General features: G+C 43.7%; 11 protein-coding genes. 7 read left to right on the forward strand and 4 right to left on the reverse strand.

The window, feature by feature from the left end:
* Window positions 1-26 precede the first annotated feature (26 nt).
* The 3 genes from AB9N12_RS03240 to AB9N12_RS03250 are packed head-to-tail and all read left to right on the forward strand — an operon-like array spanning window position 27 to window position 4,095.
* The gene (locus AB9N12_RS03240; RefSeq protein ID WP_369889627.1) at window positions 27-2,807 is read left to right on the forward strand and encodes a glycosyl hydrolase; all 2,781 of its coding nucleotides are present in this window, start codon (window positions 27-29) and stop codon (window positions 2,805-2,807) included.
* 32 nt (window positions 2,808-2,839) lie between these two features.
* Entirely contained in the window at window positions 2,840-3,217 is a 378-nt protein-coding gene (locus tag AB9N12_RS03245; protein ID WP_369889012.1) for a hypothetical protein, read from the forward strand.
* Window positions 3,218-3,252: 35 nt separating this feature from the next.
* Window positions 3,253-4,095 (forward strand): IS3 family transposase, encoded by an 843-nt coding sequence (locus tag AB9N12_RS03250; RefSeq protein WP_369889013.1) that lies wholly within the window; start codon window positions 3,253-3,255, stop codon window positions 4,093-4,095.
* A 456-nt stretch (window positions 4,096-4,551) separates the two neighbouring features.
* Here the strand turns inward: AB9N12_RS03250 and AB9N12_RS03255 are convergent, their stop codons facing one another.
* A complete protein-coding gene (locus tag AB9N12_RS03255; RefSeq protein WP_369889629.1) occupies window positions 4,552-5,724 on the reverse strand; it encodes a MalY/PatB family protein in 1,173 nt (390 codons plus the stop codon).
* Window positions 5,725-5,791: 67 nt separating this feature from the next.
* Here AB9N12_RS03255 and AB9N12_RS03260 point away from each other — a divergent pair, with 67 nt between their 5' ends.
* The 4 genes from AB9N12_RS03260 (at window position 5,792) to AB9N12_RS03275 (ending at window position 12,006) form a co-directional block, all read left to right on the forward strand.
* Window positions 5,792-6,577, forward strand: coding sequence for a Cof-type HAD-IIB family hydrolase (locus AB9N12_RS03260; RefSeq protein WP_369889631.1), 786 nt, complete (start codon window positions 5,792-5,794; stop codon window positions 6,575-6,577).
* A gap of 13 nt (window positions 6,578-6,590) precedes the next feature.
* The gene (locus AB9N12_RS03265) at window positions 6,591-8,591 is read left to right on the forward strand and encodes a tetratricopeptide repeat protein (RefSeq protein ID WP_369889633.1); all 2,001 of its coding nucleotides are present in this window, start codon (window positions 6,591-6,593) and stop codon (window positions 8,589-8,591) included.
* Window positions 8,592-8,846: 255 nt separating this feature from the next.
* On the forward strand, window positions 8,847-11,372 hold the full coding sequence (locus AB9N12_RS03270) for an AsmA-like C-terminal region-containing protein (RefSeq protein ID WP_369889635.1): 2,526 nt from the start codon (window positions 8,847-8,849) through the stop codon (window positions 11,370-11,372).
* Window positions 11,373-11,391: 19 nt separating this feature from the next.
* Complete coding sequence (locus tag AB9N12_RS03275) at window positions 11,392-12,006, forward strand: L-threonylcarbamoyladenylate synthase (protein ID WP_369889637.1); 615 nt, start codon at window positions 11,392-11,394, stop codon at window positions 12,004-12,006.
* 252 nt (window positions 12,007-12,258) lie between these two features.
* Here the strand turns inward: AB9N12_RS03275 and AB9N12_RS03280 are convergent, their stop codons facing one another.
* The 3 genes from AB9N12_RS03280 to AB9N12_RS03290 all read right to left on the reverse strand — a co-directional run bounded on the left by AB9N12_RS03280 (window position 12,259) and on the right by AB9N12_RS03290 (window position 16,876).
* Window positions 12,259-13,617 (reverse strand): transposase, encoded by a 1,359-nt coding sequence (locus tag AB9N12_RS03280; RefSeq protein WP_369889639.1) that lies wholly within the window; start codon window positions 13,615-13,617, stop codon window positions 12,259-12,261.
* A 306-nt stretch (window positions 13,618-13,923) separates the two neighbouring features.
* On the reverse strand, window positions 13,924-15,426 hold the full coding sequence (locus AB9N12_RS03285) for a BACON domain-containing protein (protein WP_369889641.1): 1,503 nt from the start codon (window positions 15,424-15,426) through the stop codon (window positions 13,924-13,926).
* Between the two features lie 34 nt (window positions 15,427-15,460).
* A complete protein-coding gene (locus AB9N12_RS03290) occupies window positions 15,461-16,876 on the reverse strand; it encodes a BT_3987 domain-containing protein (protein WP_369889643.1) in 1,416 nt (471 codons plus the stop codon).
* Window positions 16,877-16,888: the final 12 nt, after the last annotated feature.

The raw sequence follows: 16,888 nt of genomic DNA on the forward strand, positions 1-16,888 counted from the left end.
ATAGTATATTATAATACACCGAAAGAATGATGAACAAAAGACAATGGATAGTACTTTGCCTGCTTGCCACAGGTGGAGTAATGCAAGCACAGCAATGGCCGGATGCTCCGGTGGAAGCACGTCCCGGCGCCAGATGGTGGTGGCTGGGAAGTGCCGTAGACGAAAAGAACCTGACATACAATCTGGAAGAATATGCACGCACCGGGATGGGAACGGTAGAAATTACTCCCATCTACGGAGTACAGGGCAATGATGCGAACGAGATTCAATTCCTCTCTCCCCGCTGGATGGAAGTTCTCAAACACACACAAGCGGAAGGAAAGCGTACCGGTATCGAGATTGACATGAATACCGGAACCGGATGGCCTTTCGGCGGACCGGAAGTCAGCATTGAAGATGCAGCCACCAAGGCTATTTTCCAAACATACGACTTAGAGGGAGGCAAAGAGATTGAACAAGATATCAATGTAACCAACCCTAAACAGCAAGCATCTTCCGTACTAAGCCGGGTGATGGCTTACGATGAGAAAGGTAAATGTATCAACCTGACCGCCCACGTAAAAAAAGACAAGCTACAATGGAAAGCACCTGCCGGCAAATGGAGAATCGTAGTTCTTTATATCGGTAAGACACGACAAAAAGTAAAACGTGCCGCTCCCGGAGGAGAAGGATATGTCATGAACCATCTGTCAAAGAAGGCGGTAAGGAACTACCTTTCCCGTTTTGACCGTGCTTTCAAAAGCAGCAAGACAAGCTATCCCCATACATTCTTCAACGATTCTTACGAAGTGTACCAGGCAGACTGGACAGAAGATTTCTTGGAACAATTCGCCCGTCGCCGGGGATACAAACTGGAAAAACATTTCCCCGAATTTCTGGACAAAAGTCGTCCGGAGGTCAGCAGACGTATCGTATCCGATTACCGGGAAACGATTTCCGATTTGTTATTGGAAAACTTTACCTGTCAGTGGACGAACTGGGCACATAAGAACGGCAGTATCACCCGCAACCAGGCACATGGTTCGCCCGGCAATCTAATTGATATCTATGCAGCCGTGGATATTCCCGAATGTGAGAGTTTCGGACTATCGCAATTCCATATCGAAGGATTACGTCAGGATTCTTTAACTAAAAAGAATGATTCTGACCTGTCTATATTGAAATATGCTTCTTCGGCCGCCCACATCGCGGGAAAGCCCTATACTTCTTCCGAAACATTCACCTGGCTGACAGAGCATTTCCGCACTTCCCTGTCACAATGCAAACCGGATATGGATCTGATGTTTGTTTCCGGTGTCAATCACATGTTTTTCCACGGTACTCCGTATTCTCCGAAAGAAGCCGAATGGCCCGGATGGTTGTTCTACGCTTCTATTAATATGAGCCCGACAAACAGTATTTGGCGTGATGCTCCTTCGTTCTTCAACTATATCACCCGCTGCCAGAGCTTTCTGCAAATGGGACGACCGGACAATGATTTCTTGATTTATCTTCCGGTATATGATATGTGGAATGAGCAACCGGGACGATTGTTATTATTCACGATACACCACATGGATAAACTGGCTCCTAAGTTTATCGACGCTATCCATCGCATCAACAACAGCGGGTATGACGGGGATTATATTTCCGATAACTTTATTCGCAGTACGCGTTTCAAAGGCGGACAGTTGGTTACTTCGGGCGGAACGGGCTACAAAGCATTGGTAGTGCCTGCTGCGCACTTAATGCCGAGTGATGTATTGGCACATCTTTATGAACTTGCCAAACAGGGAGCTACTATCGTATTCCTCGAAAATTATCCGACAGATGTACCGGGATACGGTCAGTTGGAACAAAAGCGCCAAAGTTACCAGCGTACGCTCCGGCAACTTCCGGCTGTTTCTTTCTCGGAGACAACCGTTACTCCAATTGGAAAGGGGAAGATCATCACAGGAACGGATTATGCACGTACATTGGCCAGCTGCAATATCTTTCCTGAAGAAATGAAAACCAAATTCGGACTACAAGCGATCCGGCGAGTGAATGATACGGGACACCACTATTTCATCTCTTCTTTACAAAATAAAGGGGTGGACGGTTGGATCACATTGGGAACGAATGCAGTCGCAGCCGCTCTCTTCAATCCCATGACCGGAGAATGTGGTGAAGCTAAAGTAAGACAAGTAGACGGAAAAACACAAGTCTATCTACAATTAAAATCCGGTGAATCGATCATTCTGCAAACCTATCAACAACCTTTGCAAGCATCCAAGCCGTGGAAATATGTCAAAGAACAACCTTTCAGCCTTCGTCTGGATCATGGCTGGAAGTTACACTTCGCCGAAAGCAACCCGGAAATTGAAGGAACATTTGATATAGATCACCCCTGTTCATGGACCCATATCAATCATCCGGCAGCCCAAACGAACATGGGAACCGGTGTTTATTCCTTAGACATCGAATTGCCGGCTTGGCAGGCTGACGACTGGATTCTTGATTTGGGAGATGTACGTGAAAGTGCCCGTGTCCGCATCAATGGACAGGAAGCGGGATGTGCATGGGCAGTGCCTTATCAACTAAAGGTAGGACAGTTCCTAAAAACCGGAAAAAACCACATCGAGATAGAAGTCACGAATCTCCCTGCGAATCGAATTGCAGCATTAGACAGGCAGGGAGTGCAGTGGCGTAAATTCAAAGAAATCAATATAGTCAATTTGAACTATCGTCCGGCCAATTATGGACATTGGAATCCTTTACCCTCCGGCTTGAATAGTAAGGTACGGCTGATTCCGGTAAATCTAATGTCTTATACGGATTTAGGTTGACACCTTTTTAGAGACATAAAAAAAGAAAAATTATGTCTAAATTATCTCGTAAGATTTATTCTGAGACTTTCAAATTGGAAGTTCTCCGTGATTACTTCAGTAGCGGTTTGTCAATGTTTGCTACTGCCAAGAAATGGGGTTTACCCAACCATACTTATATTCTGCGTTGGCAAAAGTGTTATGCAATTGATTCGGATTCCTTATCTTTGTCCCCCGAACTTCTGTCAGATCTTCAAATGAAAAAGAATCCAAAATCAAAATCTAAAGAAGAACTTCTTGAAGCGGAAAATTTGCGTCTGAGAAAGGCTTTGGAACTTGAAAAACTTCGTTCCCATGCCTTTGAAAGACTGATTGAACTCACAGAAAGAGAAGAAGGGATTTCCATCTTAAAAAAAGATGGTGCCAAATAGTCACCGGCCTTCGTGAAGAGTTTCCTCACATCAGTGTGAAAACCCTTTGCGGACTGTTTGGCATGTCTTCCCAGGCCTATTACAAAAAGAAAAAAAATCTTTTGTCGCGTCATCAGATCAGAACAGCCATCTTGGATGCCGTCTTCTTCTACCGCTCAAAGGCTCCGGGCATCGGTGGTTTGAAATTATACCATGAGCTCCGCTCCCTTTATGGAAGCGAGATAACCGGAGGGCGGGATGCCTTCCTTCATCTGCTGCGTTCGGAACGCCTTATGCTACCCCCGAAGAAACCCAGGCATACGACGGACTCCCACCATCTTTACAAGAAGTATCCGAATCTGATCAAGGGGGTAACGGCACAATACCCGAACCATATCTGGGTATGTGACATCACTTACATCTGGATTGAAGGTGGCGTATGCTACCTCCATCTTGTAACGGACATGTACTCACATGCCGTTTTAGGATGGGTGCTCTCTCCCAGTTTGCATGCCGAATATACGCTACAGGCACTGGAACAGGCCATCAATGAGGCCGGAGGTGGCAATCTTTGCGGCACAATCCACCATTCCGACCGGGGGGTACAGTATGCCTGCGATGCCTATATCGACACACTGGTCACTCATCATATACGTGTGAGCATGACTGAAGATTACAACCCGACGGACAATGCGGTAGCAGAAAGGATGAATGGCATCCTGAAAACGGAATGGATATACGGCATGTCGCTGTTCAGGGATAAAGAGATGGCACGGGAGCAGATTACGCGAATGATTGACTTCTATAATAATGGACGACCACATATGAGCATAGGTATGAAAAAACCCATGGACGTATATCATGGAGAGGTGCCGGGAAAATCATTGTGGAAAAAATAAGGTTCCATATGATAAATAAATACTATATTTGCGATACCGAGAGCCCGAGCACACTCAGATTTGTCCATTGTTTTTACGTATGACAACTATCTTAGGAGCAAAGGGAAGAAACTAACAACTGTTTTAGTTATGAATAACAGAATGTGACAACTTATTTAGTAACTAGCCTCTAAAAGTGACAACCATTTCTAGTATAAGTCATAATGCAATAGATTGCAGCTTGAAACAAAGTGTTTCCCGCCTTGAAACAAAGTGTTTTGCGCCTTGAAACAAAGCGTTTTGCGCCTCGAAACAAAGTGTTTTGCGCCTTGAAACAAAGTGTTTTGCGCCTCGAAACAAAGTGTTTTGCGCCTCGAAACAAAGTGTTTTGTGCCTCGAAACAAAGTGTTTCAAGGCAGGAAATAAAGTACCTGATAGAATTTACTGTATAAGAAGCCAACTTTTCCGGGAAAAAGTTCATTTCAAATCAGTTACAGCTTGTTCCAACTGCCTCAAAGCCTTCTCCAGCGTAGCACGCGGACAGGCTACATTCAACCGCATAAATCCTTCACCTTCTTTGCCGAACGTCGTGCCTTCATTCAAAGCCAAATGAGCATCTTCTACGAACAGGCGATTCAGCCCCTCCAGACTTAATCCCAACTCACGACAATCTAAAAAGATAAGGTAGGATGCTTGCGGACGAATCATTCTGATGACAGGAATCCGCTCTTTCAGATAATTTTCCGTGAAGTCAATATTTCCTTTAATATAAGCAATGACCTGATCCAGCCATTCAGTACCATGACTGTATGCCGCCACTACACTGAGATAAGCGAATAAGTGTCCTTCACTGAACTCGCTTGCCTCCATATATATCTGAAACTGACGACGAAGTTCATCATTCTCAATGATTGCATACGAGCTTGCCAGTCCGGGCATATTGAACGCTTTGCTCGGAGACATAAAGACAAGAGAGTTCATCCGTGCTTTCTCAGAAATCAGAGCAAAGGTAACATGTTTATAAGGAGGCAGCGTCAAGTCGGCATGAATTTCATCAGAAATCACTAATGTACCGCTTTCATAGCAGATGTCAGCGATCTGTGACAGTTCTTCTTTCGTCCATACACGTCCGCCCGGATTATGGGGATTGCTCAGAATAAGCAGCTTGCACCCCTGCACATCTTTGCGGAAACGGTCGAAATCAATATGATATTGCCCGTCTTTTAATACCAGCGGACTGTAAACCACTTGACGTTCGTTCTTCTGCGTCACAAGAAAGAAAGGATGATAGACAGGAGGCATGACCATTACCTTATCTCCTTTCTCCGTGAAACAATGGATGGCAAAAGCCAAGCCGCGAACAATACCGGGAGTGAAAGTCAGCATCTCTTCACGGATTGCCCAGCCATGGCGCTCCTTCACCCAGTTAATAATAGACTCCGACCATTCTTTGCAAGCAAAGGTATAACCCAGCACTTCATGGTCCAGACGTTTCTTCAAAGCATCGATAACAAAAGGAGCTGTGCGAAAATCCATATCAGCTACCCACATAGGAATCAAATCGTTCCGCCCCCAACGATGTTCCACTCCGTCCCATTTTACGGAGTCCGTACCGTTACGGTTTATTATTTCATCAAAATTATAGTTCATACTGCATGAGTATTTTATGTTATGTGAGACAAAAGTAGTACATTTGTACTCAATTCAAAAAGAATTTATGACGAAAGCTTTATTTTTTGATATAGACGGAACGCTGGTTAGTTTTGAGACTCACCGTATCCCGTCTTCTACCATCGAGGCATTGGAAACCGCCCATGCAAAAGGGCTTAAACTATTTATCGCTACCGGACGCCCGAAAGCCATTATCAACAATCTTTCCGAATTGCAAGACCGGAACCTGATCGATGGATATATAACCATGAACGGAGCCTATTGTTTTGTCGGAGAGAAAATTATTTATAAAAGCGTCATCCCGCAGGAAGAAGTGAAAACAATGGCAGCTTTCTGCGAAAAGAAAGATACGCCCTGCATTTTCGTAGAGGAGCATCATATCTCCGTTTGCCAACCCAACGATATGGTAAAGAAAATATTCTATGATTTCCTACATGTAGATGTTATCCCGTCTGTATCTTTCGAAGAAGCAACAAACAAGGAAATCATACAAATGACTCCTTTTATCACAGAGGAAGAAGAAAAAGAAATCCGCCCGTCCATCCCCACTTGTGAAATAGGGCGTTGGCATCCGGCATTCGCAGATATTACTGCCAAGGGAGACACCAAACAAAAAGGAATAGATGAAATCATCCGTTATTTGGATATCAAGCTGGAAGAGACGATGGCATTCGGAGATGGAGGAAATGACATCAGCATGCTCCGCCATGCGGCTATCGGAGTAGCCATGGGGCAAGCCAAGGAAGATGTGAAAGCCGCTGCCGATTATGTTACAGGTTCAGTAGATGAGGACGGAATCAGCAAAGCAATGAAGCATTTCGGAATTATTTAATCAACATGCCAATATGAGCGTAGATACTGATAACGCCGCATTTCAGGATGCACTGAGCCTCATTCAATACACCCGTCAATCGGTCTTTCTAACAGGAAAGGCCGGTACAGGAAAATCTACATTCCTGCGTTATGTCTGCGAGCATACCAAGAAGAAACATGTAGTACTTGCACCAACCGGAATTGCCGCGATTAACGCTGGTGGAAGTACGATGCACAGTTTCTTCAAACTTCCTTTCTATCCACTGCTACCGGATGACCCGAATTTGACTCTCCAGCGTGGTCGTATCCATGATTTTTTCAAATATACCAAGCCTCACCGGAAACTGCTGGAACAAATTGAACTAGTCATCATTGACGAGATTTCAATGGTACGGGCGGACATCATTGATGCCATCGACCGCATCCTTCGTGTATATTCTCACAACCTACGCGAACCTTTCGGAGGAAAACAACTGTTATTGGTAGGTGACGTATTCCAGCTGGAACCGGTCGTAAAAAGCGACGAACGGGAAATATTGAACCGCTTCTATCCTACTCCTTACTTTTTCTCTGCCAGAGTATTCGGTCAGATAGACCTGGTATCCATCGAACTTCAAAAGGTATACCGCCAAACGGATCCCGTTTTTGTCGGTGTCCTCGACCATATCCGGAACAATACAGCCGGAGCGGCTGATCTGCAACTACTGAACACCCGTTATGGAAGTCAGATAGAAGAATCGGAAGCTGATATGTATATCACTCTGGCCACCCGCAGAGACACGGTAGATTCTATCAACGAAAAGAAACTGGCAGAACTTCCCGGAGAATCAATTACTTTTGAAGGAGTTATCGAAGGAGATTTCCCCGAAAGTAGTTTACCCACTTCACAAGAGCTCGTATTGAAACCCGGTGCACAAATCATCTTTATTAAAAATGATTTCGACCGCAGGTGGGTAAACGGTACAATTGGTGTCATTGCCGGAATTGATACGGAAGAAGAAACGATCTATGTCATCACCGATGATGGAAAAGAATGTGACGTAAAGCGTGAGTCATGGCGCAATATCCGTTATCGGTATAACGAAAAGACCAAAGAAATAGAAGAAGAAGTCTTAGGTAGCTTCACACAATATCCCATCCGGTTAGCTTGGGCCATCACTGTTCATAAGAGTCAGGGACTGACTTTCAGCCGTGTAGTCATCGACTTCACAGGGGGTGTATTTGCAGGTGGACAAACATACGTGGCATTAAGCCGCTGCACCTCACTGGAGGGCATTCAGCTCAAAAAAACTATCAACCGTACTGACATCTTCGTCCGCCCCGAAATCGTAAACTTTGCCAAGCGCTTCAACGACCGACAAGCCATCGACAAAGCTCTGAAACAAGCACAGGCTGATGTGCAATACGCCGCTGCTTCACGCGCTTTCGACAAAGGAGACATGGAAGAATGCCTGGAGCAGTTTTTCCGCGCCATTCATTCCCGCTATGATATTGAAAAACCTGTTCCCCGCCGTTTTATCCGACGTAAACTCGGTGTCATAAACACTTTGAAAGAGCAGAATAAGAAACTCAAAGAGCAAATGCGCGAACAGCAAGAACGCCTCCGCCAATATGCTCACGAATATCTATTAATGGGCAACGAATGTATCACCCAGGCACACGACTCGCGTGCCGCCCTCGCCAACTATGACAAGGCACTGAGTCTCGATCCTAATTATGTGGATGCCTGGATACGCAAAGGAATCACTCTCTTCAACAACAAAGAGTATTTCGATGCGGAAAACTGCTTTAACACCGCAGTCACTCTCTACCCGACAAACTTTAAAGCTGTCTATAACCGCGGAAAGCTCCGGCTAAAAACTGAAAACACAGAAGGTGCCATTGCCGACCTGGACAAGGCCACCAGTCTGAAACCGGAACATGCCGGTGCACACGAACTCTTCGGAGACGCTCTGTTGAAAGTCGGGAGGGAAGGAGAAGCCGCCTTACAATGGAGAATTGCAGAAGAACTTAGAAAGAAAAAAGGGAAATAAAACAGAGTGATAAATATGATTATAAATACGTGAGACTCTGTGTTACTCTATAATGAATAAAAAATATTAACTTCCGTGTCCTCTGTAGTGAAATTGTTTGGCGAAGGATATACATTCATTATCTTTCTTTTTCTTTATATCCAAATCTTATTGTTGTTTAATAATGACATGTTTTTCAAGAGCAAAACACTATTAATCAAAAACTTTTATTAGTTTTGTCCTCTGTTATATCTCAGACTCTTAAAACAAAAGCAAATGAAAAAAGGTTTGAAAATCGCTGCTATCACAGTAGGAGCAATCATCATTCTGATGTTCCTTCTTCCTTTCGCCTTCCAAGGAAAGATAGCCGACATTGTAAAAACAGAAGGCAATAAGATGCTTAATGCACAATTTGACTTTAAAAACCTGAACATTAGCCTGTTTCGAAACTTTCCACAGGCTTCTGTCACTCTCGAGGATTTCTGGTTGAAAGGTGCTGGTGAATTTGCCAACGACACCCTTGTACAAGCCGGAGAAATTACTGCTGCAGTCAATTTATTCTCTCTTTTCGGAGATAGTGGTTACGATATTTCTAAAATATTTATTGAAGATACACGGCTACATGCCATTGTCTTGCCGGACGGACATGCCAACTGGGATATTATGAAATCGGATACAACAGCAACAGCCGAAACTCCTGTTTCAGAAGAAACATCTTCTCCTTTCAAAGTAAAGCTACAACGCTTTGTTATCAAAAACATGAACCTGATTTATGACGATCAAGAAGGGATGATGTATGCTGATATCCGCGACTTTAACGCAATCTGTGCCGGAGACTTAGGAAGTGACCGTACCACTCTGAGTTTGGAAGCGGAAACCCAATCACTCACCTACAAGATGAATGGAATTCCTTTCCTGGCCAATACCAATATCTCCGCGACAATGGATGTGGATGCCGACCTTGCCAATAACAAATACACATTAAAAGACAACACCATCCGCCTCAACGCCATTCAGGCAAGCATCGATGGTTGGGTAGCTTTGAAAGATCCAGCTATCGACATGGACTTGAAACTGAACACGAACGATATCGGATTTAAGGAAATCCTGTCACTGATTCCAGCCATTTATGCAACGGAATTCTCCAGTCTGAAAACAGACGGAACCGCTACACTTACCGCAACAGCCAAAGGTGTCTTGCAGGGTGACGTCGTTCCTACATTCAACATCGACATGCAAGTCAAGAATGCCATGTTCCGTTATCCGGCTCTACCGGCAGGAGTGGATCAAATCAATATCAGTGCCAATGTCCAGAACCCGGGAGGAAATATCGACCTGACTACAGTCAATATCAATCCTTTCAGTTTCCGTCTTGCCGGAAATCCGTTTAGCCTGACCGCTAATGTAAAAACACCGATCAGCGATCCTGACTTTAAAGCAGAAGCTAAAGGGGTTCTCAACCTAGGCATGATCAAACAGGTCTATCCACTTGGAGACATGGAGTTGAACGGTACCATTGATGCCGATATGCAAATGTCAGGACGCCTTTCCTATATCGAAAAAGAGGAATACGAACGTATGCAAGCTTCAGGCACTATCGGACTGACAGGAATGAAACTCAAAATGAAAGATATGCCGGACGTAGAGATCAAGAAGTCTCTCTTCACTTTCACCCCCAAATACCTCCAGTTGAGTGAAACAACCGTCAACATCGGAAAGAATGACATCACAGCCGACAGCCGGTTTGAAAACTATATCGGTTACGCATTGAAGGGTACTACATTGAAAGGAAATCTGAATATTCGTTCCAACTATTTCAATCTGAACGACTTCATGACCGCTTCTGCGGATGAAACGACTGCATCGGAAACTGCGTCTACCGACTCTGTAGCTACAGCAGTCACGGGTATTATGGAAGTTCCTCGCAACATCGACTTTCAGATGGACGCTAACCTGAAACAAGTGTTATTCGATAAGATGTCTTTCAATGATATGAATGGCAAGCTTGTGGTAAAAGATGGTAAAGTGGATATGAAAAACCTCTCCATGAATACCATGGGTGGCAACGTGGTCATGAACGGCTACTACTCCACTGCCAACGTAAAGAAGCCGGAAATGAAAGCCGGATTCAAACTCTCGAATATCGGTTTCGCACAAGCTTACAAAGAGTTGGATATGGTGCAGAAGATGGCTCCTATCTTCGAAAACCTGAAAGGTAATTTCTCCGGAAGCATCCATGTACTGACAGATTTAGATGCAACCATGAGCCCCGTACTGAATACAATGCAAGGTGACGGTAGCCTTTCCACCCGTGATCTTAGTTTAAGCGGAGTAAAAGCAATCGACCAGATAGCCGATGCTGTCAAACAGCCAAGTCTGAAAGAGATGAAGGTGAAAGATATGACACTGAATTTCACCATCAAAGACGGACGCGTAGAAACCCAACCGTTCGATATCAAAATGGGAGACTACACATTGAATCTTTCCGGCAGTACAGGACTCGATCAAACCATCGACTATTCCGGAAAAGTGAAGCTGCCCGCATCTGTAGGCAATATCTCTAAACTAATGACTCTCGATTTGAAGATCGGCGGTTCATTTACCTCTCCGAAAGTCAGCGTTGATACTAAAAGCATGGCCAACCAAGCTGTCGAAGCTGTAGCCGATGAAGCAATCAGCAAACTCGGACAGAAACTGGGACTGGACTCTGCCGCTACCGCCAATAAGGATTCAATCAAACAAAAAGTGACAGAGAAGGCTGCAGAAAAGGCACTGGATTTCTTAAAAAAGAAACTCAAATAAAAGAGAAGGAGCACGAGTTATGCTACTGAAGCTATATGACAAAAATAATAATCCGCAGGATTTACAACGAATCATCGATATCCTGAATGACGGCGGACTGATTATCTATCCCACTGATACGATGTACGCCATCGGCTGTCATGGTTTGAAGGAACGTGCCATAGAACAGATATGCCGGATCAAAGAGATAGACCCTCGAAAGAATAATCTGTCTATCATCTGTTATGACTTGAGTAGCATCAGCGAATATGCTAAAGTAGACAATAATGTCTTCAAGCTGATGAAGCATAATCTTCCGGGACCATTCACTTTTATTTTGAACGGAACCAACCGGCTGCCCAAAATCTTCCGTAATCGGAAAGAGGTGGGTATTCGTATGCCGGATAATAACATCATCCGCGAAATCGCACGCCTGCTAGATGCCCCCATTATGACCGCTACACTGCCCCACGAAGAGCATGAGGAGTTGGAATATATAACAAATCCCGAACTGATAGATGAGAAATTCGGTAACATCGTCGATCTGGTCATTGACGGAGGTATCGGAGGTATAGAACCTTCCACCGTAGTGAAATGTACCGAAGGTGAACTGGAGATCATCCGGCAAGGGAAAGGCTGGCTGGAAGAAAGTTAATCTCACAGGCAGTTCTCTCTATGATACCCAATGAGGGTGTGTCATAATTCCCTTTTTGACACACCCTCATTAGGAATATTCAGTAAATGTTCCCCCCAAATACCATGGCATATGAAGATGATAGAGTATAATCACTTCATATGCCATTATTATTGTCATTTTTCTGTATATTCTCATATACTCTTATCTGACAAGACATGAAGTTCCGGAAGAAGTCTTCTGACCTCTTCTGATTCTTTCAGTAAACTCATATCATGCAGCTTTCCCCGTTCTGTTCCTGATCTTGTCAATCATCAGTATGGCATTTGCTGTATGTATTCCGAAGAAAATCCACAGGATTTCCGTCTTCTTGTTCCTTGCCTTTATCCTTGCGAGCGAGTAATGTTGCTTTTGAGTGCCGAAGCTTCCTTCAAGCCGTGTGGCCCTTTCTTTTGAGAGTTCGCTTCTAAGCACCTTCCTCAAAGGCTCATCTTTGCCCTCCCTTCCCTTGCGCACAAAGGATGTGGATATCCCATATTTAGTACAGAACTTTCTGTTGGCATTATTGGCATATATGGAATCGGCAGCCACACATCTTACCCTTACATTCATCAGCTTCTGCTGCATACGGATACAGTCCTTCAAGCGTATCCCCTCATTGAAAGCCTTGAACGAGAGGTGTTCGATGAACGATATGCCGTCTATCTGTATATTATTGACCTTTGCACCGAACTCGACGGACTTGGTTTCCTTGCCTCTGACGATGGGACGTACATAATGACGGTCGATGCTGATGATGCGGTCACTGACTTTTCGCCCTTCAAACATTTCCTTTTCCTGTACAAGCACCTTTCTGATGATGGAAAGACGCTTATGGTAATCCTGCGTATATCGGAGTAAAGCACCGTACTCGCTATGGAGCCCATCCCTTTGACTGAGGAGCTTTTCAAGAAGCTTGATCATACGGCGCTTAAGCATTCTTGTCCTTGAAGCTCTCCTCTTTCTTTTCTTGCAGTAGGACAGATAGGATTCCGCCACATTCCTGTATTTGTTGCGCGGACGCCTTATGCCCAGATCCCTGCAATGCCGGCATATATGACTGTAGAGCCATTCGATGCTTTCCCAAAGGAGTTTCATGTCCGTAGGAAAACGCATGTGGCTCTCATAGCATGTGGCATCGGTCATGCAGACGTGAAGGTTATCAAGATAAGGTTTCCAGTGTGAAGCCAGGATCTCCTGGAAGGAATCAATGTCAAGGCGGGATGCTATCTCATTACGGATGGCACTGACTATCTTGAAGTTGGTTATGGGAAGGGACGGGGGGATCATGATGCCACAGAACATCTGGTAGTGTATGTTCCCGTTCAGATGTTCCACCAGTTTCCTGTCGGAGAATCCGGTGTATGCCTTCAGGACCATAAGGGCGATCTTTGCGGAAGGACTGAATATGTTCCTGCGGCCCAAACGTTGTTCAGACAGGCCTGCGGCTTTTGCCATACGATCAAATGGAAAGACCGAATGAAGCCTGCCAAGCTCACTCTCATGAAAACTCTTGCGGCATTTTTCCAGAATATCAAATTCTGTAAAGCCCAAAGTTGGGTGGATTTCTGAAATTTTTTGTATCTTAGCCATATCTTAGTTGGGGAATTTCCCCCGTTTGGGCCGTCAAACCTTGTTTTCGGGGGAATACCTAAAGATACTAAAAAGCCAACTAATTCGCAATAATTTGTGTATGAATTAGTTGGCTCATTTTATAATATTTAATGAATGTCCCTAATTAAAACCAAGGATAGTTATTAAGAAGCTAAAGAAAATCCTCCTGCTCTACCATTCTGTATAAATAAGGTAAAGCAAGAGGATTTTGTCTAAAGAGGATAAGCAATGAATAAAACCGCTTTATCCTACTGAGCCATGCCAGATAGTGACCTCTTTATTTGTTTATTTATAGACAATAGTCGTTGCATCATTTTTAATCAGATTCGGAATATCCTGACCTTTTTTCAGATAAAGAGTTTTAACTTTGCCACTACGGTTAGCGTTTAAAGTCGTTAGCATCGGACATTCTGAGACATCAATCGAGGTCACATTATCATAACTTGCATACCATGAAATAAGACTTAAATCTAAAGATTCCAACTTACTGCTACTAAATTTAAGGCTTTCTACAGATAAATATCCATAAACTCCCCCTGCATTAAAACTGCGGATCGGATTGTCTCCTAAATTATATTCCTCACAATATCCCACGCTACTGACTGATAATGATTCTACTTTATGTAACCCCGAAATATCAAGCTTCTTCATATTTGTGCAATATCCTAAATTTAATGAAGTGAGATTCGGGAAGTTTTCTATTCCCGTCAGATCCGTGAGCTGACTGTAATATGAACTATTAGACAACGTAGTGGCGTTGCGTCCCGCTTCCAAAATAATGCATTGAGAACCTGCAATTGAAAGAGCCCAATTATTTTTTACCACAAGCTCTCTAAGTTTTTGGTCCGGAATATTTACTAATTCAGCGTCAGGATCCTTTTGTACTACAACAACCTCACTGATCAGCGTATTATCCGTATTAGTTATCCAGACAAGACCTCCACGTGTATCTGTAGCACCACTGAGAGTATAAGTCAAAGTTACCGTTGTCAGACCATCATCTCCTACTTGCGGTTGAGATACCGATTGTGCGGTCATCCATTCGTCTCCCTGCACAATGGAAGCCGTATATTCCACATTATATCTGACCTTAAATGAAATGGTACGCGCTGAAAGATCATACATCAGAACGTCCGTTTCCGGAATAATGGCTTCCGTTCTTTTTTGGTTTACACTGACGTTTACAGGATTCGTTACAAGCGGACTCGAAATAGTGATTGTAGCAGAACGTTCTTTATACGTTTCATTTTTTGCAGCTTTAAATGATAGGGTGACTTTACCTCCAAAATCACTGCGTCTATCAAATGCCAACCATTCTTCACCACCCTCGCTATAAGTGATGACAGGTTCGGCGACATTCGTATTGAGCCGAATTTGTATTGCATTTTCTTCTCTTGAGATCGACAAGTGATCATCAGAAAGTAAATCTATCATATAACCAGGCAAAACTTCCACCTGCAAAGGCGCTACAGCAGAACCTGTAAAGAATTTGAAAGTCGCCGTACGTTTCTCGTCCAGTGTATTAGGATCGATTGTAAAAGTGACTACGTCACCATCTTTTCCCGATGTAACCGACGGGTGTGCCCAATCGCATACGCCCGCCAATCTCCAATCTCCCGAGCTTGTCACTGTAACAGTAATGTCTCCTCCATTTTTATCAGCCTGAATAGTATAGGTAGATAATGAAATAGCAGTCTCACCGCCATCAATCGATTCATCATCATCGGAACAACCCCACAACAGGGTAGCAGCCAACAATGTTATCATTATATTTTTTAGAAAGTCCATCTTTTTTGTTTTTAAGGTGAAATATAAACTTCTGTTAGAGAGCCTTACGCTCTGTACTGTTTTTGCTGTAATAGTATCTCGGATAAACAAGCTCTTCGCCATACAATCCTCTGCATACGCTCCGGCAACGAGGCACCTGCGACCTATACAAAGAAGGATCAAGCGCAAAAAACATATAGTATCCATACCCGGCTTCTTTTTTAGAACGTGCCGTTAATTCACTTGAATTTCCGCTACCACGGCGAAGCTCAATCGACATACCGCCACATTGTTTCAGCGTCATCCCGAGACCAGGGCTTGCAGCCCCTCCATAATCAGCTACAGCGTAATCACAATATTGACCGGGATCGACACCGTCAATGACCTGAAGGCCATTTGAGTACATTGCTCCAAGATTGTAGAGCGAAACAATCTTTTCAGGCATCGCCACTTTGCACTCATACATCAACCTTGAACCTGCATAAGCGGAGTGACTAGCAAGCCATGGATTAGATAAATCCGGTGATTTTGAATATTCATCGTCAAAAGCAACACCATCCAGATTGTATGCACGACAATAAGCTGCCAATTCGCGAGCAAATTCTTTAGCTCCCATATCTGAAAGTTGGGCTACTCCCGTTTCATCATGGTTGCCTAAGACACTGATGATCACTTTCATACCAGCCTTACGAAGTGGTTGTAGATATTTGTCATTATTATCAAGCAAGAATTGGACATTCTCGTTGTTTGACAAATAAACACGCTTCTTCTCAGGATCCCAGTTAATGTTAGCTGCAAAAAGCACTATATGATCAAAGTAATACTTACCACTTTCTGTCAGAAACTCCAGAGCATTGAGCGGATTGGTATCATTAACTTCAAAGTAGAGTACCATCTGTACCGCATCTTCTCCTTTATTGGTGTTAGGCCTGTTACGGTAATCTTGCACAAGAAGTACCATGTGTTTGGATGATTCGGTAAATGTAACTCCTTCTGTTGTTGAGGTAACTGTCAAAGGAATGATATATGTTTCATCTTCTTTCATCCCTTCGAATGCGGTGAAAGTCACTTTTACACTCGGAGTATTTCTATCATCCGGCGCAAGCACAAAAGTACCATTGTTGGCTATTTTGACGTTGGTTGCGGGGAAAGCTTTGAAATCAGTCTCATGGGCAGCATTATAAGTAGACACATACGATTCATCAACAGCTATTTGAACATCTACTCCTTTTTGAGGAAGTTTGGATAGCCGAAAAACTACGTTCGTACTGTACTCATTGTGACGGAGCTCCACAACAGAACTGTTTTTATTCGTATTTTCATCCAGTAGCAAACCGTTTAACTGCGTGGATGTCAGATAAGGAGATTCATCAATCCTGCTCCCTACTACAATATCATCTTCACAAGAGGTAAAAATTGTCATGGCAAACATTGCCAATGGCAGAAAACTATGTTTGATATTATTTATCATATTCGAGATTTT

The organism is Bacteroides sp. AN502(2024) (genome assembly GCF_041227145.1).
Taxonomy (GTDB): Bacteria; Bacteroidota; Bacteroidia; order Bacteroidales; family Bacteroidaceae; genus Bacteroides.

Coding starts and splice junctions, on each gene's coding strand:
- AB9N12_RS03245 (WP_369889012.1), top strand. CDS start 2,840: ATGTCTAAATTATCTCGTAAGATTTATTCTGAGACTTTCAAATTGGAA.
- AB9N12_RS03270 (WP_369889635.1), top strand. CDS start 8,847: ATGAAAAAAGGTTTGAAAATCGCTGCTATCACAGTAGGAGCAATCATC.
- AB9N12_RS03240 (WP_369889627.1), top strand. CDS start 27: ATGATGAACAAAAGACAATGGATAGTACTTTGCCTGCTTGCCACAGGT.
- AB9N12_RS03280 (WP_369889639.1), bottom strand. CDS start 13,617: ATGGCTAAGATACAAAAAATTTCAGAAATCCACCCAACTTTGGGCTTT.
- AB9N12_RS03285 (WP_369889641.1), bottom strand. CDS start 15,426: ATGGACTTTCTAAAAAATATAATGATAACATTGTTGGCTGCTACCCTG.
- AB9N12_RS03265 (WP_369889633.1), top strand. CDS start 6,591: ATGAGCGTAGATACTGATAACGCCGCATTTCAGGATGCACTGAGCCTC.
- AB9N12_RS03255 (WP_369889629.1), bottom strand. CDS start 5,724: ATGAACTATAATTTTGATGAAATAATAAACCGTAACGGTACGGACTCC.
- AB9N12_RS03275 (WP_369889637.1), top strand. CDS start 11,392: ATGCTACTGAAGCTATATGACAAAAATAATAATCCGCAGGATTTACAA.
- AB9N12_RS03260 (WP_369889631.1), top strand. CDS start 5,792: ATGACGAAAGCTTTATTTTTTGATATAGACGGAACGCTGGTTAGTTTT.
- AB9N12_RS03290 (WP_369889643.1), bottom strand. CDS start 16,876: ATGATAAATAATATCAAACATAGTTTTCTGCCATTGGCAATGTTTGCC.